Raw genomic sequence first — 26,622 nt, forward strand, 5'->3', positions numbered from 1 at the left:
ACTTACCTAAGCAAGCCCGTACGTTCGTAGAATCGACTTCAGTAACAGGTCAATCACCTGTCGGGATAACTTCACGTTCCGCTGCACCAGGCAGGCGCAACGCAGGCAGAGAAATGTCTCGTAGTGACGACGGCGCATCAGGCAGCTCGCGATCCCACTGGTTTAACTGACTCACCGCCCAATCGCGCAGCTGGATAAAGGTAGGACGCAGCTCGGCCTGTTGCCACGCCTGTAACTCAGATAACGGGGTGAGCGTAATCAGCACCGTCGCCACAAGCAAAACAACCGCCCCGCGGGCAACACCGAAAGCGGCCCCCGCCACGCGGTTCAACAAGCCCATGCCGACCCACTCTACGGCAGCGTGCACCAATCGGATCACGATGCCACAGAGTAAAATGACGGCAAAAATCACCAGCACGAAAGCGAGCACCAGGCGGGCATCAAAGCTTTCAATAAACCCGCTCATCAGTTCCGCCACCGGCTCGGCGAGCACCCGGGCCACCATTAACGCGACGACCCAGGCGGCCAAGCCCAATGCTTCGCGTACAAATCCTCTTACGAAACCGGCTAGCATTGATAACGCCAGCACGGCCAAGAACACCGCATCAATCCATGTTAACGCCATGGTTTAGTCTCTTACTCGAACAAGAAGGCCCTGAACATTGGCGCGTTCTTTGATCGAGGACATGGCGGATTCACCGTCTTCGGAGGTGGCATAAGGGCCAACAAATACAGTGGTCATATTGTTATCACGCTCACGTTGATAAACGCTAAACCCCTCTTCTGACAGTTGTGCGCTGAGTCGCTGGGCATTCGCTGGCTCACCGAAACTGCCCACTTGCACCGCCCACTCCCCTTGGGCGCTGGAAGAAGGACTAGAAGCGCTTTGTGACTCGCTTCCAGAGCTGCTTTGACCGTTACCACTATTGGTGGCAATTAAATCAGCGATGGGGTCGCTATCAGGAGTCGACGCTGCTTCGTCGGGCTCACTGGAGCCTGCCGCTTCTGCGCTAGAAGGTGACTGGTTTGAAGCAGCGATTTGATCGGTTTGCGGCGCTCGCGGGTTGGCATCAATAGGGATAGAGCCGTCGTCACTATCGTCACTGGGTGCTGAAGATAATGCGGGCTCATCAATGGTTGAGGGCCTTTCTGGCGCGGGTACATTACGACGCTCCACCTCAACCGGCTGCTCAATGACAAAGCTCGGCTGGGGGCGCTCTTCTCTGGGTGCGGGGTCACTCATTAGCCACGGCACAAAGATCGCCAGCAGTGCGAGCAAAATTACAATACCGCTAATGCGTTCGGTTTTACCGTATTTCATTTCCGTCTCCATCAAGCGACGCGGCGCCTGTTGGCAGTGGCCGAGCTAGCAGTGCCGCTACAGTAAAGAACGACCCGGTGGCCAAGACACGATCATTGGGCGTTAACACCTTAGCGAGCCAATCGGCGCCAGCGTGCGGCGACTCTGCGCAAAAGTGCACCCGCCCTCCCTGAGCTATAATACGTTGCGACAACTCACTTGCTAGGCAACCTCGTTCGCCTGTCAGCGACACGCACACCCAATCGCTAATACGGACTGATAATGCCTGTATGACACCGTCAATATCCTTATCATTCAACATACCGATAAGGCCCCACTGTTGGCCCTCTTCGGGTGGAGACGGCAAATGGCGAGCGACGTACTCGGCGGCATGAGGATTATGCCCAACATCCAAGCACCACGGCCCAATCCATTGTAGCCGCCCAGCCAGTTGCACCGTCGCGAGCCCTACTTTTACATGAGCGGAAACCAACGCCATTCCGGCTAGTACGAGCGCTTGTAATGCAGTCGCCGCATTATCGATAGGCAGCCCAGGATCAGGAAGCTCGTCGACAACGATGCTCGTGCCATCCGCTTGCTGCCCCTGCCAACGCCAATTGGAATACTCTTCACCCATGGTTTGGTGGGTAAACTGCTGCCCTAATGCAAACTTAGGCGCTGCTAACGACTGCGCGCATTCGGAAACGCTTACAGGTAGCGCTTGACTGCCTAAGACGACTGGCTTGCCAGCACGGAAGATGCCGGCTTTTTCGCGCCCAATCTGAGCCAGATCGGTGCCTAAAAAGTTAGCATGATCCTGAGCAATCGTAGTGACGATGGCTACATCTGCATCAATGATATTGACCGCATCAAGCCGACCGCCAAGACCTACTTCAAGTACCGCAAGATCAAGTTCTGCGTTGGCCAAGCACCACAGCCCACACAGTGTGCCCGCCTCAAAATAGGTCAGGCTGATGTGATCATCCTGCAAGCGTGCTCGCTCAACGTGCTCAAAACCTTCTACGAGCAGTTTATCCTCAGCTTCCTGACCGTCGATTTTAACGCGTTCGTTGTAGCGCAATAAGTGGGGTGATGTATAGGTACCCACCCGCCAACCGTGGGCACGGGCAATGCTCTCGATCATGGCAAGGGTTGAGCCCTTGCCATTCGTTCCCGCCACGGTAATAACTCGGGGAGCAATCGGGCTTGAAAGCAGCCCCATACGCCTTGCCACTTTGGAAACCCGCTCCAGGCCCATATCAATTCCGACCGGGTGCAACGTTTCCAAATGTTGAAGCCATTGATTTAAAGACAAGGGCGACAAGGAGTCTGGCTGCAAAGAATCAGGCATTGCGTGTATGGTCGTCACTCTTAGCGGTAGAGGAAGTGTCCTTCTTAGCCGGCTCAATGCTTTCAAAAGTGACGTCAGCAGTGTCCGCTAACGCTGCCTCTTCGACGATAGGTTCTGAAACGTCCGCATCATCAGTCGACAACGAACTAACTGGCGTAACATCGTGATGAGTCAGTTTACGCAGCACACTGCCCACGCGGGCACGCATTTCATGGCGATGCACGATCATGTCAACGGTGCCGTGTTCAAGCAGAAACTCACTGCGCTGAAAGCCTTCTGGCAGCGTTTCACGTACCGTTTGTTCGATGACCCGTGGGCCAGCAAAGCCAATCAACGCATTGGGTTCGGCAATGTTTAAATCACCGAGCATAGCCAAAGAGGCTGAAACGCCGCCAAAGACAGGATCAGTAAGCACTGAAATATACGGCACTCCCGCCTGTTTGAGCTTCTCAAGCGCCGCGGATGTTTTGGCCATCTGCATCAGCGAGAAGAGCGCTTCCTGCATGCGCGCACCACCCGAGGCCGCAAAGCACACCAGTGGGATATTTTCCTCCAGGGCCAGGGTAGCGGCGCGCACAAATTTCTCACCGACCACCGCCCCCATAGAGCCGCCCATAAAGGTGAACTCAAAGGCAACCGCTACTACCGGCAAACCATCCAACTCACCGCGCATGACCACCAGTGCGTCTTTCTCACCAGTGTCTTTTTGCGCTGCAGTCAGGCGGTCTTTATATTTTTTAGAGTCGCGAAACTTCAATCGATCATTGGGTTCGATTTCCGCCGCGATCTCTTCGCGTCCTGCTTTATCCAAGAACCAGTCCAAGCGTTTACGCGCTGTCAAGCGCAGGTGATGATCGCACTTGGGGCAGACGCTATTGTGTTTCTCTAACTCAGGAAGATAGAGAACCGCTTCGCACTTGGGACATTTACGCCAGAGGCCGTCGGGAACGCTAGCGCGACGGTCTTTACGCTGGATACGACCCATGGAGGGTACGATCTTGTCTAACCAGCTCATATCAAAAAGGCTTCCGTTATACGTCAACGCCTGGCAAAACCAGGCTTGATGAGTGTCGTCAAACTGTTAAGTATAGGCGATAAAGCATTTAGCTTTAGGCATCCATCGCCGTACGCATTTCTGCTAATACACTTTTCAACTGGCCCGCAATGGTTTCCGGTGCATCCAAGCTTTCGGCGATACGGTTAACCAAGGCGCTACCTACAATGACACCATCGGCGACTTTAGCCACTTCCGCGGCCGTTACGCCATCACGAATGCCAAAACCAACGCAAAGCGGCAAATCGGTCATCCCCCGTAGTGGAGACAAGTGCTCGGCTACGTCTTCGGCATTCAGGGTGGCGGCGCCTGTCACGCCTTTCAGCGAAACATAGTATAAGTAGCCCTCGCCATGGGCGCATATTGTAGCGGCACGCTCGTTAGAAGTGGTAGGCGCAACGAGAAAAATCGCTGCCAAATCACGAGATTTCAGCAATGGGCCAATTTCATCGGCTTCTTCCGGCGGCATATCGACAATCAACACGCCGTCGACGCCGACACTGGCAGCTTGGTCAGCAAAGTTCTCGTAACCAATCCGCTCAATAGGATTTAAATATCCCATTAACACGACCGGCGTCGTGGTATCGGTTTGGCGAAACTCTTTGACCATTTGCATCAGGTCAACCAGCCGAGTGCCCTGCTTTAACGCACGTTCACAGGCTTTCTGAATCACTGGGCCATCGGCCATTGGGTCGGAAAAAGGCACGCCAAGTTCAATGACATCGGCACCGGCGTCTACCAGTGCGTGCATAAAGCCCACCGTATACTGCGGTGCTGGGTCCCCCGCGGTGATGTAAGGGATCAGAGCCTTGCGGCCCTGCTGTTTAAGTTCACTGAAACGCTGATCAATACGGTTCATGCTCGCCCTTAAAAAGCTGACCTTAAAATTCGATGCCATCAATCTTAGCAACGGTCATGATGTCTTTGTCGCCACGCCCAGAAAGGTTGACCACGATATGTTGGTCAGGTCGCATGGTCGGCGCCAATACCTTGGCATGGGCCAGCGCATGAGCCGACTCAAGAGCAGGCATAATACCTTCCATATGCGTTAACTCACGAAACGCTTCCAGCACTTCGTTGTCGTTAGCCACCACATATTTAACACGGCCAACATCCTTCCACAGGGCGTGCTCCGGGCCTACGCCCGGGTAATCCAGGCCGGCTGAAATGGAGTGTGTATCTGACACCTGGCCAGCTTCATCGGACATTAAATAGGTGCGGTTACCGTGCAGGACGCCGCGCGGTGCGTTGGACGCCAGCGGGGCAGCGTGACGCCCGGTTTCAACCCCATCGCCACCGGCTTCTACGCCGTACATAGCAACGTCATCATCTTCTACGAACGGATAGAACAGCCCCAGGGCATTCGAGCCGCCCCCAACACAGGCAATCAGCGCATCTGGCAAACGGCCGATCTGCTCCAACGACTGGCGACGCGCTTCACGGCCCACGACCGCGTTAAAATCACGTACGAGCAGCGGATAAGGGTGTGGGCCAGCCACGGTACCGATGATATAGAAAGTGTTATCAACGTTGGTGACCCAGTCACGCAGCGCTTCGTTCATGGCATCTTTAAGCGTACGCGTACCGGACTCTACCGGAATCACCCGTGCGCCCAGTAAGCGCATACGATAGACGTTCAGTTTCTGGCGTTGGACGTCTTCCGCCCCCATATAAATATCGCACTCAAGCCCAAGGCGAGCAGCGACAGTGGCCGAGGCAACGCCATGCTGACCCGCCCCCGTTTCAGCAATAATGCGTGGCTTACCGGTTTTCTTTGCCAGTAGCGCCTGGCCGATGGTGTTGTTGACCTTATGAGCGCCGGTGTGATTCAGGTCTTCCCGTTTCAACCATATCTGTGCGCCACCAAGGCTTTCGGACCAGCGTTTAGCATGATAAAGCGGCGACGGGCGCCCCACATAGTGGGCAAGATCATAGTCAAACTCAGCTTGGAAGTCGGGGTCATCACGTAAGCTGAAATATGTGTTTTCCAGCTCTTCCAAAGCAAAGCTGAGGGTTTCTGACACAAACCGACCGCCGTAGGGGCCAAAATGACCACGGGCATCCGGCATTCGGGTCAGGTCACTGAACTTTGTTTTCAGTACAGTGTTAGAAACGGTTTCAGAAGCGGTCACAAAGACACCTCACAAGATCACCAGAACAGGCAACCAATAAATGAATCAACTTAACAACGTAGCTCGATAAAATACCCATAGGCAACATACATGAACTGCGTCTATCTAAACGTGTGCAAAGAGCGCTAACGGGCGTCGGCTAACGCCACATGACGAACGAAAGACGCCATCTTATCGGCATCTTTGCAGCCGTGGGAGGCTTCAATACCGCCGGATACATCCACCGCATAAGGCGCTACCTGACGCACAGCGTCAGCGATATTATCAGCACTCAACCCACCGGCGAGGATAACAGGTTTTGCTAGATTTGCGGGGATTCTCGACCAATCAAAGGTCTCCCCTGTGCCCCCCGGCACTCCCGGCCGGTAAGCATCTAACAGCAGCGCCTGAGCTCCATGATAGCGTTCAGCTTCATGCGCTAAATCTATTTCATCGCGCATGCGTAGCGCTTTCATCCAGGGCAGCGAATAGCGCTGGCAGGCATCAGGTGTTTCGCTGCCATGAAACTGGAGCATATCTAAATAGGGCAAACAGCGCTCAATCAGCTCATCATCCTGATCTACAAATAGCCCTACGCGGGTCACAAATGCTGGCACGCGCGCTGAAAGCACCGCCAGTTGTTCGACATCCACACTACGGGCACTGTTCGGCCACATCACAAAGCCTAAGGCATCCACCCCTAGCGCCACGGCACGATCAATATCCTCGCCACGGGTGAAACCACAAAACTTAATGCGCGTACGGAGTAACGGCAACGTACTCATAAAGACGCCTCCTGTTCAGGGTTAATTGCCGTATTGCTTAGCGAACGGTTGCGACGATAGGCGACCCGGGGCGTATCAGGGAGCTCGCGTTCGCCTGTCCACTCGCCGGTAAACGCGAGTAATTGCGGCCCTAACGGCTCTTTAGGCAAATCAAAGCGCTCATCATATACCGTATCAACAAAATGCAGCCCGCAGGCGGGCGCCGTGACATCGCCTTTGCGACGGTTTTGAAGCGCTAAAAGTTCACCAATATAGGCTTCTTGTTGAGCACCACGGCCAACGCTCACCAGCGCACCGGCAATATTGCGGATCATATGGTGCAGGAACGCATTGCCTTGAATATCAATCATGACTAGCTGGCCGTAGCGCTTTACGTCGACAAAGTGCATATGCCGCCAGGGGGTTTTTGATTGACAGCCAGCGGCACGGAAGCTCGAAAAATCGTGCTCCCCTACCAGCGCCTGAGCGGCTCGATGCATGGCATCGGCGTCTAACGGATCTCGGCACCAGGTCACATTGGCGCGCTCCAATACGGGGCGGCTAATCTGGTTCAACAGCACGTAGCGGTAGCGTCGCCCCAGGGCGCACAGGCGTGAATGAAAGTCGTCGCCCACTGGTTTCACCCAGCGCACGGCTATGTCGCGAGGTAACTGGGTGTTGGCACCAAAAATCCAGGCTTTCTCAGAACGCCCCGCGGTGGGGTCAAAATGCACGATTTGCCGAGTGGCATGCACTCCCGAATCGGTGCGCCCACTGGCATGCACCTGAATAGGCTCATTGGCCACCTTGGACAATGCAGCCTCTAACGAAGCCTGGACAGAGGCGGCGTGCTTAAGGCGCTGAAAGCCGCAGTAATGGGTACCGTCGTACTCGATACCCATCGCCAAACGACCCGTAAGCGGAATTTTCTCATCGAAGTGATAGAACAGCGTCATCAAGCCACATCATTTTGAAGATTTTGAAGGTTCGCTATTATCCAGGCCTCGCGGCTTGAATGCTACCTCTTCAATTTCCCACTCCTCTTCAATCGGCCGACGCGGTTGTTTCGCAGGCGAAACAGTTTCGGCGTCAGGCTGACTGGCGAACTCTACCGTAGGCTGCATTGGGGTTTCGGTACGCAGGGCTTCTTGGCTACTTGGCGTGTTCATTAAAGTGGGCGGGTGGTAATCGATAAAGCGATGCCCGGCATCCTCAGACCCTTTGGGGGCGCGTTCGGTTGGCTGTACATGATCAACAGGTGCCGCTGGCTCAGCCGATTTTAAGTCAGCACTGAGAGAAGCCAGCAACAAACGCATGGGCGCTGGGCTTAGTGGCGGCGCTAATGACAAGTGATCAGAACCGTAATCGGGGACAACATGCAGACCTAAGCGACGCTGACGCCCCTGCTCAGCCAACCCGGATGCCTGGCTTTTTTCATAACTATTCTCATAGCTATTTTCATAGCGAAGCGTGTCATCTTGCTCGGGCGTTTGCGCTTGCTCATCAATTAACCACTGTTCGGACGCTGCGCTGGCGTATGAAATCTCGGGTTCGTCTTCGGTTGCGACCTGTGGCTCGCTTTGATGATGCGGCTCTTCCACGTCGTCATCATTTGCCTGGATTGGGTATGCAATAGGAACAGCCTCAGACATCGGCGCTGTCTTTGAGGCTGCTTTAGGTGCAGCACCAGGCGTGACTGTTGGCTTTGCTACTGGCTCAGCAAGCGGGACATCTTCCCAGGTCTCTTCACGTCGCTTGCGCAGCCACACCAACACTCCCAGAAGCAGCGCGATGGCAGCTAACGCGAGCGGCCACTGATAACGCTCCACTAAGGCAGCCACTCCCGGGCTGCCCATCTCGTCCATGCTGGCAATGAGTGGTTCTGGTGACTGCTCTTGAGCAGCCAACGCATCGCTCAACGCCTGAGTTAGCGAGGCCACTTCGCTACGCAGCGCATTAAGCTCGGCACGCATTAACGCGCGCTCTTCCATTACCTGCTGAAGCGTCGCTTGGCTTAGCCGCAGCTGCTCGGTTAATTCTGCCCGCGTCAACGCCTCGGGCTCGTCGGCAGCCTCTTCCAGCGCAGTTGGGTCGTTTACTGCGGGCTCGCTTGCTTCTCGCTCATTTGGTTCAGCGCCACCCGCGGCAAGCGCGCTGTCGGGCCCAGTTGCACCAGTAGCCTCAAGGGTTTGGGTCACGGCTATAGCGAGGTTTGAAACTGTATCGGCTTCAACGTCAGGTATCGGCACTGCCTCCAATGAGCCGTTGCGGCGAGCGCGCCAGGCTTCATTCATCGCTTTGATAGCGGCGTCAGCATCAAGATGGGAGCGCGCCAAAATTCGCTCAGCATCAGGGACACTCAGCGTTTGGCCTGCACGCATATCATTTATATTGCCGCTAGGAAAGACGTCTGGATTGGCTTCCAGTAGCGCCACCATCATCTGCTGAACGCTGGCTTGAGGGGGTTTAACGCGCTCTGCGACGCCCCATAGCGTATCGCCGCTACCCACATACGCGCTGCTGCCATCTCCACGTTCGCTTACCACGGTTGGCGCCGCTGATCTGGCTTCAGCCACCGGAGGAGTCGCTGCGTTACTCGGTGTTGGCGCAGCGTTGGGAGCAGCGCTTTGCGCCTGCCCTTGTTGGGAATAGCCCTGGGGATCAAACAGCAAGGTGATGTCACGAAATTGCTGGCCGCCCGGAAACTCAACCGCCAGCAGCAGGTCAAGCCAAGGCTCCTGCATCGTTTGACCGGAGCTTAAACGCACTTGTCGTTGCCCTTGCTGCTCTACAATCTGGGCACGAACACTTGCGGCTAGAGGCGTCCATTCAAGGCCCGCCGCGGCAAAATCTGCCGGTTCGGCAACGCTGACTCGGATATCGTCAAGGGTGTAGTCACTGCTTTCCAGCAATGGAATGGAAGCATTTAGAGGCGCATTCAGATACGAGCCGACACTCGCCTGCCCCAGCCCAACGGCTAGTGCAAAAGGACTCACTGCACTCAATGAGAGCCATGTAATCCATGTCAGTGTCTTTTTCATGAATGATCCCTGATCGCCTACTTACTTTTTTACCATGGATGCAAGCTTATTGTATTACGTCTTTTTTATCATAACTTAACGAAATAAAGCCGTATTTCCCACTACCGTAATTATTAGCAGCGCAAAAAAACGGGAAGCTGCGAACAGCTTCCCGTTTTCGACTGGCCTACAACAATAAACAATTACTGTTCGCGCAGAATCTTCAACATACGCTTAAGGGGCTCTGCTGCGCCCCACAGCAGTTGGTCACCGACGCTGAATGCGGAGAGGTATTCACCCCCCATTTGCAGCTTACGCAGGCGGCCAACCGGCACCTGTAGCGTACCAGTGGCAACGGCAGGTGTTAGGCCAGCAATGGTCGCATCCTTATCGTTCGGGATCAGCTTGACCCATTCGTTGTGCTTGGCAATGCGATCTTCGATCTCATCCAACGGCACATCGTGCTTCAGCTTGATGGTGAATGCCTGGCTGTGCGAGCGCATTGCGCCGATACGAACACAAAGGCCATCAATGGGGATCGGATTGTTGCCGAGCCCAAGAATTTTATTGGTCTCAACACTGGCCTTCCACTCTTCACGACTCTGACCGCTTTCCAGCTTGCTATCGATCCACGGTAGCAGGCTACCTGCCAATGGTGCGGCGAAGTTATCGATCGGGAAATCGCCACCGCGCATTGCGGCGGTTACCTTGCGATCAATATTCAGAATCGCACTGGAGGTGTCCTTCAGCTCTTCACCAACACTGTCGTGTAACTGCCCCATTTGGTTGAGCAGCTCGCGCATGTGCTTAGCGCCTGAACCAGAAGCCGCCTGATAGGTCATGGAGGTCATCCATTCAACCATATCGGCTTCAAACAAACCGCCCAAGCCCATCAACATCAGGCTTACAGTACAGTTCCCGCCAACAAATGTTTTGGCGCCTTTGGCTAGCTGGTCATCGATAACTTTGCGGTTAACCGGATCCAGCACGATCGTCGCTTCATCTTCCATACGCAGGGTGCTAGCGGCATCAATCCAGTAGCCTTTCCAGCCTGCACTGCGCAGGTCTTTGTAGACCGGCTTGGTGTAGTCACCACCCTGGCAGGTGACGATAACATCCAGCGCTTTGAGCGCTTCAATATCGAAGGCATCTTTAAGCGGAGGCACATCTACACCGATATCGGGGCCGGGCTGGCCAACCTGGGAGGTGGTGAAGAACACCGGCTCAATGCCGTTAAAATCACCATCGTCCAGCATGCGCTGCATAAGTACAGAGCCCACCATACCGCGCCATCCCACGAAACCGACTTTCAACATATGAAGTCCTCCTGCAAAAAATGAGTCTCTATATTATACACACTTCTTTACGCTGATTTTGAAACCAGGAGATAGGTTAAGGGCTACCCCTGCGACAGTCCTAGGAGGGGGCGCTGTGAACCCATCCCTGGGCGCTACATTTGCCATCCCTGGCAAATGACCCCCTCTACGGCCTGCCCCAGGCGCCCTTAACGCAGTCACACTGCCATTACTTTACTGCTTGGCAAACGCCGCCAACACTGCATCACCCATGGCATCGGTGCCGATGGTCTGCATGCCTTCTGAGGCGATATCCGCAGTGCGCAGGCCATCATCCAATACGCTGCCCACAGCAGCTTCAATACGCCCCGCCAGGGCATTTTCATTCAGTGAGTAGCGCAACATCATGGCCACTGAAAGCATCATGGCTAAAGGGTTTGCTACGTTCTGACCCGCGATATCCGGCGCGCTGCCGTGGCACGGCTCATACATGCCTTGCCCACTTTCGTTGAGCGATGCTGAAGGCAGCATGCCGATAGAACCGGTGAGCATAGCGGCGGCATCAGAGAGAATATCGCCAAACATATTACCGGTGACCACCACGTCAAATTGCTTCGGTGCACGTACTAGCTGCATAGCGGCGTTATCCACATACATGTGGGTAAGCTCTACGTCCGGATACTCCGGCGCCAAACGCTCCATGACTTCCCGCCATAGAATGGTGACTTCCAGCACGTTGGCTTTATCGACAGAACAAAGCTTCTTGCCACGCTTCTGAGCCATTTCAAACGCAACGCGACCAATGCGTTCAATTTCGCTTTCAGAATAAATATAGGTGTTAAAACCTACGCGCTCGCCATTACGGACTTCAATGCCACGAGGCTGGCCGAAGTAGATCCCGCCCGTCAGCTCGCGAACGATCATAATATCCAGCCCGGCAACCAGCTCAGGCTTGAGGCTGGAGGCGCTGGCGAGCTGCGGATAAAGCATAGCTGGGCGCAAATTACCGAATAAACCCAGGTTTTTACGCAGGCCCAACAGCCCTTTTTCAGGACGCTTGGAAAGATCTTCGATTTTATCCCACTTGGGGCCACCTACCGCGCCCAGCAAAATAGCGCTGGCCGCTTTGGCTTTTTCCAGAGTTTCCGCGGGCAGCGGCTCCCCATGAACATCGTAGGCAGAACCACCCACCAAGCCCTCTTCTACTTCAATATCCAAGCCCGCTTCTTGGCAAGCTTTTAACAAGCGTGCCGCCTGGGCAGCAATCTCGGGGCCAATACCGTCGCCCGGCAGAAGCAATACTTTATGGGTCATGCTGAATCCTTAGCGTTTAATTATAGAAGGCTGGCTTACGCAGACTGCCGGAACAACCACGGGCGCGCGGCTTTATGTTTCTGCTCAAAGGCGCGAATGGCGTCTTCGTCTTTTAGCGTCAAGCCAATATCGTCCAACCCTTCCAATAAGCAGTGTTTGCGGAACTCATCCACTTCAAACTCTAAAATCTCGCCGCTGGGGGTAATGACGCGCTGATGCTCCAGGTCGACATCCAACTGGTAGCCTTCATTGGCGTCCACTTCGGCAAACAGGCGATCTACTACGTCTTCTGGGAAAGTGATTAGCAGAATGCCGTTCTTGAACGAGTTGTTGTAGAAAATATCGGCAAAGCTAGGCGCAATCACCACTTTGAAACCGAAATCTTCCAGCGCCCAAGGCGCGTGCTCACGAGAGCTCCCGCAGCCAAAATTGCGCCGCGCCAGCAATACTTCAGCACCTTTAAAACGCGGCTGATTCAAGACGAAATCTGGGTTCAGCGGGCGCTGCGAGCAGTCCTGACCCGGCTGGCCTTCATCCAAATAGCGCAGTTCGTCAAACAGATTAACGCCGAAGCCGGTACGCTTGATCGACTTCAAAAACTGCTTGGGGATAATCAAATCGGTGTCGACATTGGCGCGATCAAGAGGCGCTACTACACCTTCCAAACGTTCAAATTTTTTCATGGCTTAGGCCTCCTGTGCGTGAGTGGCGTCGTTGGCGGGCAAGGTACGAACATCAACAAAGTGACCGGCGATCGCCGCTGCCGCTGCCATGGCCGGGCTGACCAAGTGCGTACGGCCACCGTAGCCCTGACGACCTTCAAAGTTGCGGTTAGAAGTAGAGGCACAGTGTTCACCGGCCCCCAGCTTATCCGCGTTCATGGCCAAACACATGGAGCAGCCTGGCTCACGCCACTCAAAACCAGCCTCAATGAAGATTTTATCCAACCCTTCGGCTTCTGCTTGGCGCTTCACCAAGCCAGAACCCGGCACCACCATGGCGAGCTTGATGGAGTCAGCCACCTTTTTGCCCTTGGCGACTTTGGCGGCTTCACGCAAATCTTCGATACGCGAGTTTGTGCAGGAGCCGATAAAGATTTTATCCAACTTGATATCGGTGATTTTCTGGTTGGCGTGAAGGCCCATATATTCCAGTGCGCGAGTGTGGCTGCGCTGCACAGTTTCATCCAGTGCAGCTAGCGGGTCGGGCACTTGACCCGAAATACCGGTGACCATTTCAGGGCTAGTCCCCCAACTCACCTGTGGTTCGATCTCATCAGCCTGCAAAGTAACCACTTTATCGAACTGCGCATCGTCGTCGGAGACAAGATTGCGCCAGTCTGCCACGGCGGCTTCCCACTGCTCTGCGGTAGGCGCAAAGGGGCGCTTGCCCAGGTAATCAATGGTGGTCTCGTCGACTGCAATCAACCCCACCCGAGCGCCCGCTTCGATGGCCATGTTGCAAACGGTCATGCGTCCTTCCATCGAAAGCGAAGCAATTGCACTGCCGGCAAACTCAATGGCGTAGCCGGTACCACCCGCGGTACCGATCTTGCCGATAATCGCCAGCACGACGTCTTTTGCGGTAACGCCAAGGCCAAGCTCACCGTCCACAAGTACCTGCATGTTCTTCATTTTTTGCGCCAGCAAGCACTGGGTTGCCATGACGTGCTCGACTTCCGAGGTACCGATACCGTGGGCCAACGCACCAAAGGCACCGTGGGTAGCCGTGTGGGAGTCGCCGCACACCACGGTCATACCCGGCAGCGTTGCACCCTGCTCGGGGCCGACTACGTGGACAATGCCCTGACGCGGGTCGTTGATTTTAAACTCTTCAATGCCGTACTCAAGGCAGTTGTCGTCCAGGGTCTGTACCTGAATCAGCGATACCGGATCTTTGATACCGCTGTTGCCTTCAGCGCGCTCTTTAATCGTAGTGGGCACGTTATGGTCTGGTGTTGCCAAGTTGGCATCCAGGCGCCACGGCTTACGGTTTGCCAGGCGAAGTCCTTCAAACGCCTGGGGCGAAGTCACTTCATGAAGCAATTGGCGATCAATGTAGATTAACGCGGTGCCGTCATCGCGCTGTTTCACCAAGTGCTGATTCCAAAGTTTGTCGTAAAGCGTTTGGCCTGACATGTGGCTCTCCCGGGCGATGCCCATTTCTTGCTAGTTAGTTGTGCTGGCGTCTTCGCACCAGTAATGCAGCGAGTGTTACTCGGCTCGCGCATAAAAGCAATTCATGTTATTCATACTTTAGATTCCAATATGGAATACGTTAAGGATAAGTAAATGGATACCCAAAGCTTACAAGCTTTTGTGGCGGTGGCCGATACGCAAAGTTTCTCACGCGCAGCCGAGCAGCTTCACCTTACTCAGCCCGCCGTTAGCAAACGTATCGCCACTCTGGAGTCCCAGGTGGGCACAAGGCTATTTGACCGAATTGGTCGACGCATCGCCTTAACCGAGGCGGGTAACGTGCTACTGCCACAAGCACAGCGCATACTTTTTAGCGTTGAGGATAGCCGGCGGGCGCTCGCCAATCTCTCCGGCCAGGTAGGCGGCAAGCTCACCCTGGCCACCAGCCACCATATTGGCCTACACCGCTTACCGCCACTATTAAAGCAGTACACCCAACGCCACCCAGAAGTAGAGCTCGATCTTCATTTTTTGGATTCAGAGCAGGCTTACCAAGGCGTACTGGATGGCACACTGGAAATGGCGGTGGTAACACTGGCGCCCCACCCTCATGAGCAGCTGCAGGTTATTGAACTGTGGCGTGATCGGCTCTGTTTTACCTGTGCTATTGACCATCCACTCGCCTCTCATGCCAAACCCCAAGCTCACACTCACATTCACACTCACCAAGAAGCGTTATCGCTTTCCGCGCTGTGTCATTTTAATTGTGTGATGCCAGGGGCCAAAACGTTTACCGGTTCGTTGATTGCACAGCGCTTCACTGAAGCAGGGTTAAAACTGCCGGTCAGTATGACAACCAACTATTTAGAAACACTCAAGATGATGTGCAGCGTTGGCTTAGGCTGGAGCCTGCTGCCGGAAAAGATGGTCGATAGTGAGCTAGTAGAGCTTAACGTCGATACTGCCCCTATCCATCGCCCGCTGGGGTATTTAGTACATACCAATCGAACGCTCTCCAATGCAGCGCGCCGGATGATTGAGCAGCTAGAGGCAGCACGGGAGAACAAAGAGGCTCAATAAAAGTGCCTTATTCATCAAATGTTACTGCCTCAACCAAGATTATTGCTCGTCGTACTGCGCAAATGCTTCTTTACCGGTTAGCTGCTTGGTTTTTTCCGCCAAAGAGTAGTAAGCAGGTTTTTGCTCTATAAATATCTGCTCGGTTATTTTCCACGCATCAGTGCTATCCAGAAGGCCAACGGGAAGCGCGTAGTGCCCATTCTGCTTTAACCGATAAAACAGGTGCGTACCACACTGCCGACAAAAACCACGCTCAGCCCAATCTGATGAACTGAACGTCGCTATGTGCTCTGCGCCTTTAAAATCCACATCCTCTGCAAAGTCAACGGCAAACATCGGGCCACCTCCCCACTTTCGACACATCGAGCAGTGACAAACGCCGACATGGTTGCTTTTGGTGGTAAGAGTGACGCTAACAGCGCCGCAGAGACAAGCTCCCTGATGAGAAATAGCCATTATCACAGCTCCCTCTAGATTTGTAACATTGTGTAAATAAAATAGAATTTTCTGATGAATAAGCTGTCGGAAAACTCATCAACACAAGATAGCCTAAAAGTGACTGGCACTATTTTAAGAACCAAAAAAATCTTTTAGAGAAAGATATCAACCTCTTTAATCACCCCCACAAGGGCCGATCTCATAGGGGTGTAATGGTTTTTCTCAGCTGTTTTCCTGATGATATCCCTCTTCAAGTTCACGTTTTATTCCAATATTTACTTAAAGATACTCCTATACACTAGAAATATACATTTGATTACAAATCTGTGGTCATTAGCTTTCTGGGTAGGAGTATCACCATGCAAAATCGCCCTAGCTCCCTACTGCCGATTTGCCTGCTCGCCTGCTTAACGTCGGGTGTAGCATATGGGCAAACGACGACCGATGCGCAACGCGAAGCACTCGTTATCCAAGCACGCCAGGGAGCTCTAGAAACATCAATCGACGGCTTAAAAACGCTTTATTACCAAACACGCGATATTCGTGTTCGTGAAGATTTGGTAGCACTACTGGTGCGAGCCGGGCGCCACCAGGAAGCACTCGCCGTTTGCGATTGGTGTCTAACAGAAAATTACAGCGATTCAGAACTCGCCAACCTAGCAGGGGCGGCACGCAGTGCAGGTGATTACGAGCAGGCGCTGGAACTGTTTCGAGCGCTCACCTACCGTGACCCTTCCAACGCTCAGGGATGGCTAGGGCAGGCGTTAGTCCATACGGATATGGAAAATTATACCTTGGCGGATATCTCTCTACAGCAATACAACCAAGTAGCGGGTATAACGACGGCGGGCCTTGAGGCAAGGGGCTATTTAGCAGCAAGAACCGCCAATGCCACACAAGAACTGGATGCCCGCCAATCGTTGATAGCGGAAGACCCCAGTAACACGAGTGAACTAAATGCCCTTTATCGGCTGGCGGTAGGCTTGGGTGCTAGCTCTGCAGCACGCCGTATTATGGAAACGAACCCCGAGGTTTTCAGCGATAGTGACCGCCTATGGCTTACTTATTATGAAGGGGTAACCGATATACGCCTGGGTATTCACACTGACCAACCCTCAAGAACCCGCAGCGGCCTAGAACAGCTGAATATTGTTCTGAGCACGCCGAATGCCCCCCAGGAACTCATTACCATTGCCGAATACGACAAGGTAGTAGCTCTAGCTGAATTAAGGCGCTTCTCTGAAGCTGAAGCGCTGGCGATGAGGCTAGAAAATCAACACGGCCAGCTACCCAGCTACGTTGCTCGCGCCAGAGCCCATGCGCTTAATGGTATGGGCCGCCCAGATGAGGCCATCACGCTTTACGAAAACCTGATTCGGCTATCTCCCAAGCAGGCCACAAACCCTGACGACCCTCTCAACGAAGGGCTGTTTTACAGCTATGCCGACGCCCAACGTTTTCGCGATGCTGACAAACTATTAGAAGAGTGGCGCGCCAATGAACCCGAGCAGCGCCTGGACTTCACCCAAACCGTACGTATAGATAACCCTAACTATCAGAAAGTATTGTTGCTGGAGGTGCTACTTGATTCTTGGCGCGGCCGCACTGATGAGGCCAGCGAACGCCTCGCCGCGTACCAGGCTCAAGCGCCTGCTGACCCTTATTTATGGATCATCAAAGGCGACATAGAACGCGACAGAGGCTGGCCAAGAAAAGCCGAGGAGTCTTATCAGCAAGCGATGCCCTTATTACCCCCTGATCGGCAAGAAGCCGCCGAACATGGCGTATTACTTTCGCGGTTACAGCGTGGCCAATGGAAAGGCACGACCAGCGAGATCGCCACCGAAATTGCAACCGCACGACCAAGCGCATCACGGGACGATATGGCCCGCGAGTGGCGCGAACAGCGTGCGCCGCAACTAAGCTCCACCGTCGAACGTAGCAAAGGCCAAGGTAGTGGCACGCAGGCATCTCGTGAGTGGCGCTATGAAGTACTTTTGGAAGGGCCCCGTAATGACAACGGTTCCCGCCCTTTTGCTCAGCGCATTGGCCAGTATGGGGAGTTTGAAGATGAGGATCTTTATGCTTCTTACAACGTGGCGGGTTACGAATGGAACCTGCACCCCGCCACGGTAACGCTGGCGGCAGGCCATGGGTCTCAGCTTAACGAGGACTTCCTGGCGCTCGCCGAACTGCAGTACGCCCCAACGGATCACATCACCACGACGCTGGGTGTCGAAATCAACACCACCGATACACCGCTGCGGGCGCTGCGGGACGGCGTCAACGCCGACCGCTACCGGGCTGAAGTGGCCTATCGAAAAGACGAGCGCGGCGCTGGTGCGATCGGCGTCATGGCCACCGACTTTGAAGATAGCAACCTTCGGCAGTCTGTTTACGGTTACTGGAATCAAACGCTCTACCACCTGGACCGTTGGCAGGTTAATGGCGGGGTTCAAGCTTCTGCATCACGCAACGATGACGTTGAAGCCAGCTATTACAATCCAGAGCGCGATGCCAGTTTAGCAGGCGTTTTGTCAGTTAATTATGAGATCCCGATCGATTACCGGCAGTCCTTTATCCAAACCGTTTCCCTAGGTTCAGGCCGCTACTGGCAAGAAGATTTCGACAGCGAAAACACTTGGTCAATTGGTTACCAACATAGCTGGGAGTTAGCCCCCAACGTGAACTTTGAATACGGCATCGCCCGCGAAAGAGCCGTCTATGACGGCGTTCCTGAATACGACAACGTTATTTCAGCCGGTTTTGTATGGAGATTCCTATGACACTCTGGCGCGTCATTATGATGAGCGCGGTTCTGCTGGTGATCGTCAATATTCAGCAGGCTCAAGCCGCACGCTCAGCGGATGATTATGTGGTGATCAGCTACCACGATGTCGTGGACTCCACGGTCACTCCCGATCTAGATATTTATTCACAGACGATTACACGTGGCCGACTAGTCGAACACTTCAACCTGATTGCCTTAGGCGGCTATCAGCCAGTGAGCTTACAGCAGATCATCGATGCCAAAGCGGGCGGGCAACCCCTACCTGAAAAAGCGGTGCTGCTAACGTTCGATGACGGTTATCGCAGCTTTTACGATATTGTTTTCCCGCTGCTCAAGCTATACGACTTCCCTGCGGTGCAGGCAGTGGTAGGCAGTTGGCTGGATGTGCCAGCAGGCGGACAAGTGCCCTACGGCAAAATCAACCTCCCCCGCGAACGCTTTCTATCCTGGGAACAAGTTAAAACCCTAGATGAATCACCACTGGTAGAAATTGCCTCCCACACTTACAACCTTCACTACGGCGCTGTCGGCAACCCGATGGGCAATGAGCAAGCAGCTGCGGTGACTAGCATTTGGAACGCGGGCAATGGTTATGAAAGCGAAGCGGACTACATCGAACGCATACGCAATGATATGGCACGGACGCAGCAGCAATTCCAAGAAAAAATAGGCAAGGGTCCGCGCGTGATGGTATGGCCCTACGGCGCTTACAGTGAAGCGACGCTCAATATCGCCTCCGAATATGGCATGAAGTACACCTTCAGCCTACTCGGTGAGCCCAACCGGCTTAACGATTCCATGCGCAGCATGAACCGCTTCCTGATTGACCAGGAAACCACCCTGGAAACAATTGAGGAGATTCTTTCTAACCGCTTATGGGAGACAGAAGAGCAACGCATTGTGCACGTTGACTTGGATTACGTTTATGACCCGGACCCCATCCAGCAAGAACAAAATCTGGACCGATTAATTGAACGTATTTCACGTTACGGCGTCAGCACCGTTTACCTTCAGGCCTATTCTGACCCGGATGGCGACGGTGTGGCCGATGAACTCTACTTTCCCAACCGCCACTTACCGGTCAGAGCCGACCTTTTCAACCGGGTTGCTTGGCAGTTAAAGAAACGCGCCAATGTAAAGGTGTATGCATGGATGCCGGTACTATCGTTTGATCTAGGGGATGGTTATCAATACGTCACCGATGTAAGAACCGGCAATGAATCTCCAGACCACTACCGCCGACTCTCGCCCTATGTGATTGAGAACCGCAACACCATTCGTGAGATCTACCTAGACCTTGGCCGCCTGACCAAGTTTGATGGCCTGCTATTTCACGATGACGCCTTCTTTACCGACTTTGAAGATGCCAACCCCGAGGCATTGGACGCCTATGAGCTGGCGTCGTTACCCCGCGATATTAACGCCATTCGTAACGACGAAAACTTGATGGCCACCTGGGCCCGCTTTAAGGGAGAACACCTGACCGACTTCACGCTAGAGCTAGAGAAAGCAGCTAACTACTATCGCCAGTCCGACAACAAGGTATTCACGACCTCTCGCAACCTGTATGCCGTCACGGTAATGGAGCCGCGCAGCAAGCGTTGGTTTGCCCAAGACATGCAGAATTTCGCCTCGGCTTACGACTTCGTTGCCGTGATGGCCATGCCCTATATGGAAAAAGCCGAGAACCCCAACCAGTGGCTGAGAAGCCTAGCCCAGCGTTCACTGGAACAGGTGAGCGCTGACCAACTGGTGTTCGAGCTACAAGCTCAAGATTGGAACACCCAAACCCCCATTCCCAGTGCAGAAATAGCCCAGTGGGTACGCATACTGCGCGAAGAAGGCATTAAAAACATTGGCTACTACCCGGATGATTTTCTTCAAAACCATCCTGATATCAATGTGATGAGACCGGTATTTTCCATCGGACGTCGATTCAGGGCCATCCCATGAACATACTCGACCACCTAGCCATCTTTACCCTCGGCTATCCCAGCCTGATGGCAACCATATGGATATGCGGGGGCATCTACTTCTACGTTCATTGGGAGCGCAAGCAGCCCTGGCCCACCACCTTCACGTGGGATGAAAATGCCCCGAAAGTATCTGTGCTGTTGCCCTGCTATAACGAAGAGGCCAATGTGGATGAGACCATTTATCACCTCTTTAAACAGAATTACCCGTTCATGGAAGTTATTGCCGTTAACGATGGCAGCAAAGATGACACTGCCAGTCGGCTTGACGCCTTGGTGCTTCAATACCCCGCCTTAAAGGTGCTGCATCAAGCCAACCAAGGCAAGGCCAGCGCCATGAACAACGGTTTGAGCCACGCCACCGGCGATATCATCGTGGGCATCGATGGCGATGCGATACTCGACTACGATGCGATTGGCTATATGGTCAGTCACTTTCTCAGTAGTCCAAAGGTCAGTGGGGTTACCGGCAACCCACGGGTCAGAACCCGCTCGACCGCCATTGGCAAGATCCAGACCGGCGAATTCTCCGCCATCATCGGCCTGATCAAACGCGCACAGCGCATCTATGGAATGGTGTTCACCATCTCAGGGGTCATCTGTGCGTTCCGGCGCAAGGCGCTCGAAGAAGTCGGTGGCTGGAATACCGACATGATCACCGAAGACATCGATGTCAGCTGGCGCTTACAGCTGGCAGGTGGCCAAGTTCGCTATGAACCCAGGGCCATGTGCTGGGTACTGATGCCGGAAACGCTACGCGGGCTTTTCAAGCAGCGGCTGCGTTGGGCGCAAGGTGGCGGCGAAGTGTTCCTGCGCTACTTCTCGCAAACCATCCGTTGGAAAAACCGCCGCTTCTGGCTGCTGATGCTGGAGTACATCGTCAGCGTGGTGTGGTGTTACTCGGTGATCACTTTGCTTTTTGCTTGGCTGGTTTCTCAGTTCTTTGTGCCCATGTCGTGGCCTATCACCGCTACGCTGCTTTCCTATTTTGGCAGCATCCTGATCGCCATTAGCTTCATCCAGTTCACCGTCAGCTTCTATATCGACAGCCGCTACGACAAAGAGATATTCCGCTGCGTTTACTGGAGTATCTGGTACCCGTTCGCCTATTGGATTCTCAATATGGCGACCGTTGTAATTGCCTTCCCGAAAGCTATGCTGCGCCAAAAAGGAAGGCTCGCCACATGGACTAGTCCTGACCGAGGGGAGCAATTCAATGAACAATAAACTGGTGCCCGTCATCATCGACAACCCTTGCCAAAAAGGCTGGGGCTATCGGACACGCGATATCTTAATCACACTCGCCACCCTCGTGCTGTGGATGTTGGTAATAACCAGGATGTATATGTTCTTCATCGTGGAAGAAGCAATTCTGGAACAGCTCTACTCCTCGGTCATGATCAAGGTGGTATTAATCGGCTTTGTCGTCACCTTCCTAACCTTTCACTTCTGGGCGGTTTACAACCGATACCTCTACACCAGCTACCTAAAACGCCAGCTGCGCCACGTCCAGCAGCCAACGCTGACAATAGAGAACGACACGGATAAAGGCATGGGCAACGAAATCGAAAGCTACCAAATGCGCAAACAAGAAAAAGTCGGCATATCCAACCAAGCAACCAGCTAAGAACGCCAGCTTCCATTCAGGCCGCCTATGGCCTGAATGGAACATACTTCCTTCTTCGCGTGGGCAGGCGACTCAATCTTCCCGCTTATGCATCTCCGCATTTGTTAGTACAAAAGATGAGGACTTAGAACCTACTGACCCTAGCGCAGAATTACGTGCTCATCATATGCGCCTACCGAGTAAGCCCAACACAACCATTAAGGTTATAATCACGGGCTAAGCCAAACCCACTTTACTAATGAAAGCCAAGCCCCAGGCCTATGATTGTGAACCCCCCCAATGGAAGTGAAAAAAGCCGCGCTAGGCCTGTTCGCAAAGGCCTGCACCCGACGAATCTGCACAACCAAGGCTATGACTTCCCTGCTCTCGTAAAAAGCCACCCAGCACTAGCCCCTCATGTGAAACCGCACGCTTATGGCGAACTTTCCATCGATTTCGCTGACCCATTGGCCGTCAAAACGCTCAACGCCGCGTTATTAAACCAATACTACAATATCGTCGATTGGGACATTCCTGAGGGTGCGCTTTGCCCCCCATCCCAGGCAGAGCCGATTATATCCATCACATGGCGGACTTAATTGGGCTTGGACGTGAAAAGCCCAGCATCAAGCTGCTCGATATAGGGACGGGTGCCAATGGCATCTACCCGCTACTAGCCTGCCAAATATACGGCTGGCAGTGTGTGGGGAGTGACATTAACGCTCAGTCGCTTGAGAACGTCGCCACGATTATCGCCAACAACCCCACGCTTAAAGATCGCTTCACGCTGCGCACGCAGCACGATAAAAACCACATTTTTGAAGGGATCATTCAACCGGAGGAGTTCTTTGACGTCAGCGTATGCAACCCACCCTTTCATGCCTCGCTCGATGAAGCACTTAAAGGTAGTCAGCTTAAACGCAATAACCTTGCGCGTAATCGCGGTGAACAAAAAGCAAACACCAAATCGCCTACGCTGAATTTTGGCGGGATGGGAGCAGAGCTCTGGTGTAAAGGCGGCGAACAGCTGTTTCTTAAAAAGCTAATAAGAGAAAGCCAAGTGTACTCAACTCAATGCCGCTGGTTTAGCAGTTTGGTTTCAAAAGCCGACAATATTAAGCCCGCAAAGAAGCTGATTAGTAAGCTCGGTGCCGTTGATAGTCGGGAAATAGAGATGAAACAGGGAAATAAGGTGACGAGGATATTGGCCTGGACATTTATGTGAGAAGTTCTTGAGAAGCCGCATGATGATGCGAAACCTGCCGTGACATATGGATTCTGTCCGTCACCCGCGCACCGGTTGGCCCGCTATTTACAGTGATTCGGAGCGGGTACGGTTACTTGAACTCGTCCAAGAGGAAACTCATCAAAAGCGAAATAACGTCATGCAGGTGGGGAGGTAATCCCCCCGAAAAATAATCGCGGTGATAAGTGGAATTTTGTACTCTGAACAGACAGGAGATTCCACATGCGAAAATCACGTTTTACCGACAGCCAGATCATGGCGATTCTGAAGCAAGCCGAATCTGGCGTGCCGGTTCCTGAACTTTGCCGCGAGCACGGTATGAGCAGTGCCACGTTTTATAAATGGCGTTCGAAGTATGGCGGTATGGACGCGTCCATGATGAAGCGCCTCAAGGACCTGGAAGACGAAAACCGTCGACTCAAGAAGATGTACGCCGAAGAGCGCTTGAAATCCGAGCTTCGCCAGGAGGCCCTTGAGGGAAAGTGGTAAAGCCATCTCAACGCCGAGAGATGGCAAAAAATGCAGTTGATGCCGATCGCTGCAGTGTACGGCTGGCCTGTGTGGCCTTTGGTATCAGTGAGACCTGTTATCGCTACCGGGCAAAGCTGAGCCATGAGAACGCGGTGATTGCCGACTGGCTGGTGCGTTTAACCCATAACCAGCGTAACTGGGGGTTTGGGCTGTGTTACCTGTATCTGCGCAACGTGAAGGGCTTCGGCTGGAACCATAAGCGCATCTACCGGATTTACCGGGAGCTGGAGCTTAACCTGCGGATCAAGCCCAAGAAGCGACTGGTGCGGAAAAAGCCGGAACCCTTGTCGGTACCGCAGGTTCTGAACGGCTGTTGGTCTATGGACTTCATGCACGACCAGTTGGCAGACGGCCGAACGTATCGATTGTTCAACGTGCTCGATGACTACAACCGGGAAGGTCTGATCATCGATGCAGACTTCTCGCTGCCGGCAGAGCGCGTAATACGCTCTCTCACGCAGTTGATCGAATGGCGCGGCAAGCCAAAAGCCATTCGCTGTGACAACGGCCCGGAATACATCAGCGGTAAGCTCGTTACCTGGGCAAGGCAGGAAGGCATTGAACTTCGATATATCCAGCCGGGGAATCCGCAGCAGAATGCTTATGTTGAACGCTACAACCGAACAGTCCGTTATGATTGGTTGAGCCATTATCTTTTCGACTCGATCGCTGAAGTACAGGATTTTGCCACACGCTGGCTCTGGACGTACAACCACGAGCGACCGAACATGGCATTGGGTGGGATAACACCGAAACAGAAGGTGGCCATGGCGGCCTAACCAACTCTACTTATCGCTTCGGTTATAAATGGGGGGATTACCGGGAGCCTGTTCCTCAAAAACAACAACCGATGCGTGGGAAAACGCACTGGTACATTTCTTTGGAGGTATGCCCGTGATTTCTTCTCCATTCCGTTTGTGGGAAGGTTTTTCTGGGGCCACCGTGCAATCAAATGGCGTGCTGTTTGAAGGCCTCGACCGTAAGCTGTCGCCATTGCCTGAAAGCACAGACGCGCCGGTACATAATCCGTCGCTCAACCTGGCCATGCGCTTTCAGGTCTCCGGTGACTTTGCGATCAATATCACCGCTACGCTGACTGCCGCCAACTCCACCTACTTCCTGTTCCACGGGGTTATCCCGATGGTGCAGGATGAGTGGTACTACGCGCAGAGCACCTTCAAGGCCCAGATCGTCAATGGTGACTGGTGTTACTGGACAATGTATCACCCTGATAATACAGAGTCGGGAAATGCTGCTGCCAGTGTCGGCACCAATGTGATTTACACCTTCAAGCGTGAGGGCACCGAGCTTGTGTTCCTGACCAACGGTGTGGAAGTAACCCGTCAGTCGGATATGTGTCTGTTTGCCGATGGGGTGGTTTATCTAAGCCTGGATGAAGCGAACGTGGGGGCAACGTTCCTTGTCACTCAGATCACCACGACCGGTACCGTGGAAGAGACGCCAGTGCGTAGTGTGCCTAAGACAGCGGGCACCTTGCGTGACAAGGCCGGTAAGTTCCGCATCGGTACTGCGGTGGCCACGTACCCGATGGTGTTCGATGAGCAGTACCGCACGATTCTGGGCAATGAGTTTAACCAGATCACCCCTGAGAACTGCATGAAGTTCCAGTTCATCCAGCCTGCCCGTGGCGTCTACGACTTCTATGAATCAGATAAGCTGATCGACTACGCCGAACGTAATGGCATGGAGGTGCATGGCCACACGGTGGCATGGAACGAAGCGACCCCGCAGTGGCTGTGGGATGGCTGGCTCGATGGGTCCATCACCGCTAGCGAAGTAGGGGAAATCCTCGACGAGCATATCGAGAGGTTGTTTGGCCGCTATAAGGGCCGCATGGTGTCGTTCGATTTGATCAACGAGCCGTTCCTGGACTGGACAGACCAGCTCCGTGATTCCGTCTGGTACCAGGCATTAGGGCGTGGCTACATTGAACGGGCATTACGTAAAGCCCATGAAGTGGATCCGGATGTACTGCTGTTCATTAATGAGTGGGGGTGTGAAGAGGCGGGTGACAAACAGGACTTCCTGTTCAACCTGGTGGTCGAGTTGCAAACCGCCGGCGTGCCCATTCATGGCATTGGCTTGCAGATGCACGAAGACGTGAACGCTGATTACCAGGCGACCTGGCCACGCAATACTTCGTCTGTGACCAAGGCACACTTGAAGTCGGCCATTGCCCGCTTCAAGTCGCTGGGTATCGAGGTACGGGTGTCGGAGCTGGACATTAACCAGTATCAGAACTATGCCGCTACCCCAAAGGCCGTAGCCGATTGGTATGCCCAGTACTTGGAAGCGTGCATCGAAGAGGGTGCGCACTCGTTCACCATGTGGGGCTTCACCGATCGTTGGTCGTCACTTAATGAGTGGTACGACTATTACAACCATGGTAACGGGCTGATTTATGATGCCCAGTATCAACCCAAGCTTTCCTACCAAGCGCTTTCCAATAAATTGGACGAGATGGCAAGTTCTCTTACTGTAGGAAGATTGTTCTTTTGATAATACCCATAGATTTTACCTCAATTAGCTAACACCGAAGCACACAGGTGGTTTTGAGGTAGCGAAGCGTAGACTAAAGTATCCGAGTGA

At 53.6% G+C, this 26,622-nt stretch carries 21 protein-coding genes and 1 pseudogene; 8 read left to right on the plus strand and 14 right to left on the minus strand.

Features of this window, described 5'->3' with window-relative positions; all coding sequences use genetic code 11:
- Positions 1 to 49: 49 nt before the first annotated feature.
- From Q3Y66_RS10915 to leuC, 13 genes are all read right to left on the minus strand, one after another.
- Positions 50 to 625 (minus strand): CvpA family protein, encoded by a 576-nt coding sequence (locus Q3Y66_RS10915; RefSeq protein ID WP_008956201.1) that lies wholly within the window; start codon positions 623 to 625, stop codon positions 50 to 52.
- A gap of 3 nt (positions 626 to 628) precedes the next feature.
- Positions 629 to 1,321, minus strand: coding sequence for an SPOR domain-containing protein (locus Q3Y66_RS10920; RefSeq protein WP_008956200.1), 693 nt, complete (start codon positions 1,319 to 1,321; stop codon positions 629 to 631).
- Positions 1,308 to 2,651: a bifunctional tetrahydrofolate synthase/dihydrofolate synthase gene (gene folC, locus Q3Y66_RS10925; protein ID WP_008956199.1), complete on the minus strand. Its 1,344-nt coding sequence runs from the start codon at positions 2,649 to 2,651 to the stop codon at positions 1,308 to 1,310. Before folC ends, Q3Y66_RS10920 begins: the two co-directional genes overlap by 14 nt.
- On the minus strand, positions 2,644 to 3,666 hold the full coding sequence (gene accD, locus Q3Y66_RS10930; protein ID WP_008956198.1) for an acetyl-CoA carboxylase, carboxyltransferase subunit beta: 1,023 nt from the start codon (positions 3,664 to 3,666) through the stop codon (positions 2,644 to 2,646). The genes folC and accD overlap by 8 nt, the downstream gene beginning before the upstream one ends.
- Positions 3,667 to 3,760: 94 nt before the next feature.
- Positions 3,761 to 4,564: a tryptophan synthase subunit alpha gene (gene trpA, locus Q3Y66_RS10935; protein ID WP_008956197.1), complete on the minus strand. Its 804-nt coding sequence runs from the start codon at positions 4,562 to 4,564 to the stop codon at positions 3,761 to 3,763.
- Between the two features lie 22 nt (positions 4,565 to 4,586).
- The gene (gene trpB / locus Q3Y66_RS10940) at positions 4,587 to 5,774 is read right to left on the minus strand and encodes a tryptophan synthase subunit beta (protein WP_050805273.1); all 1,188 of its coding nucleotides are present in this window, start codon (positions 5,772 to 5,774) and stop codon (positions 4,587 to 4,589) included.
- Positions 5,775 to 5,962: 188 nt separating this feature from the next.
- The gene (locus Q3Y66_RS10945; RefSeq protein ID WP_008956195.1) at positions 5,963 to 6,601 is read right to left on the minus strand and encodes a phosphoribosylanthranilate isomerase; all 639 of its coding nucleotides are present in this window, start codon (positions 6,599 to 6,601) and stop codon (positions 5,963 to 5,965) included.
- Positions 6,598 to 7,536 (minus strand): tRNA pseudouridine(38-40) synthase TruA, encoded by a 939-nt coding sequence (truA, locus tag Q3Y66_RS10950; RefSeq protein WP_008956194.1) that lies wholly within the window; start codon positions 7,534 to 7,536, stop codon positions 6,598 to 6,600. Before truA ends, Q3Y66_RS10945 begins: the two co-directional genes overlap by 4 nt.
- 9 nt (positions 7,537 to 7,545) lie before the next feature.
- Positions 7,546 to 9,621 (minus strand): FimV family protein, encoded by a 2,076-nt coding sequence (locus Q3Y66_RS10955; protein ID WP_008956193.1) that lies wholly within the window; start codon positions 9,619 to 9,621, stop codon positions 7,546 to 7,548.
- A gap of 182 nt (positions 9,622 to 9,803) precedes the next feature.
- On the minus strand, positions 9,804 to 10,916 hold the full coding sequence (asd, locus tag Q3Y66_RS10960) for an aspartate-semialdehyde dehydrogenase (protein ID WP_008956192.1): 1,113 nt from the start codon (positions 10,914 to 10,916) through the stop codon (positions 9,804 to 9,806).
- A gap of 213 nt (positions 10,917 to 11,129) precedes the next feature.
- Complete coding sequence (gene leuB, locus Q3Y66_RS10965; RefSeq protein ID WP_008956191.1) at positions 11,130 to 12,209, minus strand: 3-isopropylmalate dehydrogenase; 1,080 nt, start codon at positions 12,207 to 12,209, stop codon at positions 11,130 to 11,132.
- Positions 12,210 to 12,244: 35 nt separating this feature from the next.
- Positions 12,245 to 12,892, minus strand: coding sequence for a 3-isopropylmalate dehydratase small subunit (gene leuD / locus Q3Y66_RS10970; RefSeq protein ID WP_008956190.1), 648 nt, complete (start codon positions 12,890 to 12,892; stop codon positions 12,245 to 12,247).
- A 3-nt stretch (positions 12,893 to 12,895) separates the two neighbouring features.
- Positions 12,896 to 14,347 carry a 3-isopropylmalate dehydratase large subunit gene (leuC, locus tag Q3Y66_RS10975; protein ID WP_008956189.1) on the minus strand — a complete coding sequence of 484 codons (1,452 nt, stop codon included), beginning with the start codon at positions 14,345 to 14,347 and terminating at the stop codon, positions 12,896 to 12,898.
- A gap of 153 nt (positions 14,348 to 14,500) precedes the next feature.
- Here leuC and Q3Y66_RS10980 point away from each other — a divergent pair, with 153 nt between their 5' ends.
- Positions 14,501 to 15,427, plus strand: a complete 927-nt coding sequence (locus tag Q3Y66_RS10980; RefSeq protein WP_008956188.1) for a LysR family transcriptional regulator — start codon at positions 14,501 to 14,503, stop codon at positions 15,425 to 15,427.
- Positions 15,428 to 15,466: 39 nt separating this feature from the next.
- On the opposite strand, the gene Q3Y66_RS10985 is transcribed toward Q3Y66_RS10980, so the two are convergent.
- The gene (locus Q3Y66_RS10985; protein WP_035586089.1) at positions 15,467 to 15,883 is read right to left on the minus strand and encodes a GFA family protein; all 417 of its coding nucleotides are present in this window, start codon (positions 15,881 to 15,883) and stop codon (positions 15,467 to 15,469) included.
- 341 nt (positions 15,884 to 16,224) lie between these two features.
- Between Q3Y66_RS10985 and pgaA the strand changes: the two genes are divergently transcribed.
- From pgaA to Q3Y66_RS11020, 7 genes and pseudogenes are all read left to right on the plus strand, one after another.
- Positions 16,225 to 18,651, plus strand: a complete 2,427-nt coding sequence (pgaA, locus tag Q3Y66_RS10990) for a poly-beta-1,6 N-acetyl-D-glucosamine export porin PgaA (RefSeq protein WP_008956186.1) — start codon at positions 16,225 to 16,227, stop codon at positions 18,649 to 18,651.
- Positions 18,648 to 20,609: a poly-beta-1,6-N-acetyl-D-glucosamine N-deacetylase PgaB gene (gene pgaB / locus Q3Y66_RS10995; RefSeq protein WP_008956185.1), complete on the plus strand. Its 1,962-nt coding sequence runs from the start codon at positions 18,648 to 18,650 to the stop codon at positions 20,607 to 20,609. Before pgaA ends, pgaB begins: the two co-directional genes overlap by 4 nt.
- Positions 20,606 to 21,856, plus strand: a complete 1,251-nt coding sequence (gene pgaC, locus Q3Y66_RS11000; RefSeq protein ID WP_008956184.1) for a poly-beta-1,6-N-acetyl-D-glucosamine synthase — start codon at positions 20,606 to 20,608, stop codon at positions 21,854 to 21,856. The genes pgaB and pgaC overlap by 4 nt, the downstream gene beginning before the upstream one ends.
- A complete protein-coding gene (locus tag Q3Y66_RS11005; RefSeq protein ID WP_008956183.1) occupies positions 21,846 to 22,256 on the plus strand; it encodes a hypothetical protein in 411 nt (136 codons plus the stop codon). The genes pgaC and Q3Y66_RS11005 overlap by 11 nt, the downstream gene beginning before the upstream one ends.
- 260 nt (positions 22,257 to 22,516) lie before the next feature.
- A pseudogene (gene rlmF, locus Q3Y66_RS11010) lies at positions 22,517 to 23,460 on the plus strand (23S rRNA (adenine(1618)-N(6))-methyltransferase RlmF).
- Between the two features lie 243 nt (positions 23,461 to 23,703).
- Positions 23,704 to 24,791, plus strand: a protein-coding gene (locus Q3Y66_RS11015; RefSeq protein WP_085942797.1) for an IS3 family transposase whose coding sequence is annotated in 2 segments (ribosomal slippage) — positions 23,704 to 23,959 and positions 23,959 to 24,791 — 1,089 coding nt in all. Because the reading frame shifts where the segments join, the coding sequence is not laid out codon by codon here.
- Between the two features lie 115 nt (positions 24,792 to 24,906).
- A complete protein-coding gene (locus Q3Y66_RS11020) occupies positions 24,907 to 26,532 on the plus strand; it encodes an endo-1,4-beta-xylanase (RefSeq protein WP_035586118.1) in 1,626 nt (541 codons plus the stop codon).
- The last annotated feature ends 90 nt before the right edge of the window (positions 26,533 to 26,622 follow it).

Source organism: Halomonas sp. HAL1 (assembly GCF_030544485.1).
GTDB classification, from domain to species: Bacteria; Pseudomonadota; Gammaproteobacteria; order Pseudomonadales; family Halomonadaceae; genus Vreelandella; species Vreelandella arctica.

What these genes read in the sequence shown, in the direction of transcription:
- leuB (WP_008956191.1), bottom strand. Translation starts at nt 12,209, where the DNA reads ATGACCCATAAAGTATTGCTTCTGCCGGGCGACGGTATTGGCCCCGAG.
- Q3Y66_RS10985 (WP_035586089.1), bottom strand. Translation starts at nt 15,883, where the DNA reads ATGGCTATTTCTCATCAGGGAGCTTGTCTCTGCGGCGCTGTTAGCGTC.
- pgaB (WP_008956185.1), top strand. Translation starts at nt 18,648, where the DNA reads ATGACACTCTGGCGCGTCATTATGATGAGCGCGGTTCTGCTGGTGATC.
- leuD (WP_008956190.1), bottom strand. Translation starts at nt 12,892, where the DNA reads ATGAAAAAATTTGAACGTTTGGAAGGTGTAGTAGCGCCTCTTGATCGC.
- accD (WP_008956198.1), bottom strand. Translation starts at nt 3,666, where the DNA reads ATGAGCTGGTTAGACAAGATCGTACCCTCCATGGGTCGTATCCAGCGT.
- trpB (WP_050805273.1), bottom strand. Translation starts at nt 5,774, where the DNA reads ATGCCGGATGCCCGTGGTCATTTTGGCCCCTACGGCGGTCGGTTTGTG.
- Q3Y66_RS10915 (WP_008956201.1), bottom strand. Translation starts at nt 625, where the DNA reads ATGGCGTTAACATGGATTGATGCGGTGTTCTTGGCCGTGCTGGCGTTA.
- leuC (WP_008956189.1), bottom strand. Translation starts at nt 14,347, where the DNA reads ATGTCAGGCCAAACGCTTTACGACAAACTTTGGAATCAGCACTTGGTG.
- truA (WP_008956194.1), bottom strand. Translation starts at nt 7,536, where the DNA reads ATGACGCTGTTCTATCACTTCGATGAGAAAATTCCGCTTACGGGTCGT.
- Q3Y66_RS11005 (WP_008956183.1), top strand. Translation starts at nt 21,846, where the DNA reads ATGAACAATAAACTGGTGCCCGTCATCATCGACAACCCTTGCCAAAAA.
- folC (WP_008956199.1), bottom strand. Translation starts at nt 2,651, where the DNA reads ATGCCTGATTCTTTGCAGCCAGACTCCTTGTCGCCCTTGTCTTTAAAT.
- Q3Y66_RS10920 (WP_008956200.1), bottom strand. Translation starts at nt 1,321, where the DNA reads ATGAAATACGGTAAAACCGAACGCATTAGCGGTATTGTAATTTTGCTC.
- Q3Y66_RS10945 (WP_008956195.1), bottom strand. Translation starts at nt 6,601, where the DNA reads ATGAGTACGTTGCCGTTACTCCGTACGCGCATTAAGTTTTGTGGTTTC.
- asd (WP_008956192.1), bottom strand. Translation starts at nt 10,916, where the DNA reads ATGTTGAAAGTCGGTTTCGTGGGATGGCGCGGTATGGTGGGCTCTGTA.
- trpA (WP_008956197.1), bottom strand. Translation starts at nt 4,564, where the DNA reads ATGAACCGTATTGATCAGCGTTTCAGTGAACTTAAACAGCAGGGCCGC.
- Q3Y66_RS10980 (WP_008956188.1), top strand. Translation starts at nt 14,501, where the DNA reads ATGGATACCCAAAGCTTACAAGCTTTTGTGGCGGTGGCCGATACGCAA.
- pgaA (WP_008956186.1), top strand. Translation starts at nt 16,225, where the DNA reads ATGCAAAATCGCCCTAGCTCCCTACTGCCGATTTGCCTGCTCGCCTGC.
- Q3Y66_RS10955 (WP_008956193.1), bottom strand. Translation starts at nt 9,621, where the DNA reads ATGAAAAAGACACTGACATGGATTACATGGCTCTCATTGAGTGCAGTG.
- pgaC (WP_008956184.1), top strand. Translation starts at nt 20,606, where the DNA reads ATGAACATACTCGACCACCTAGCCATCTTTACCCTCGGCTATCCCAGC.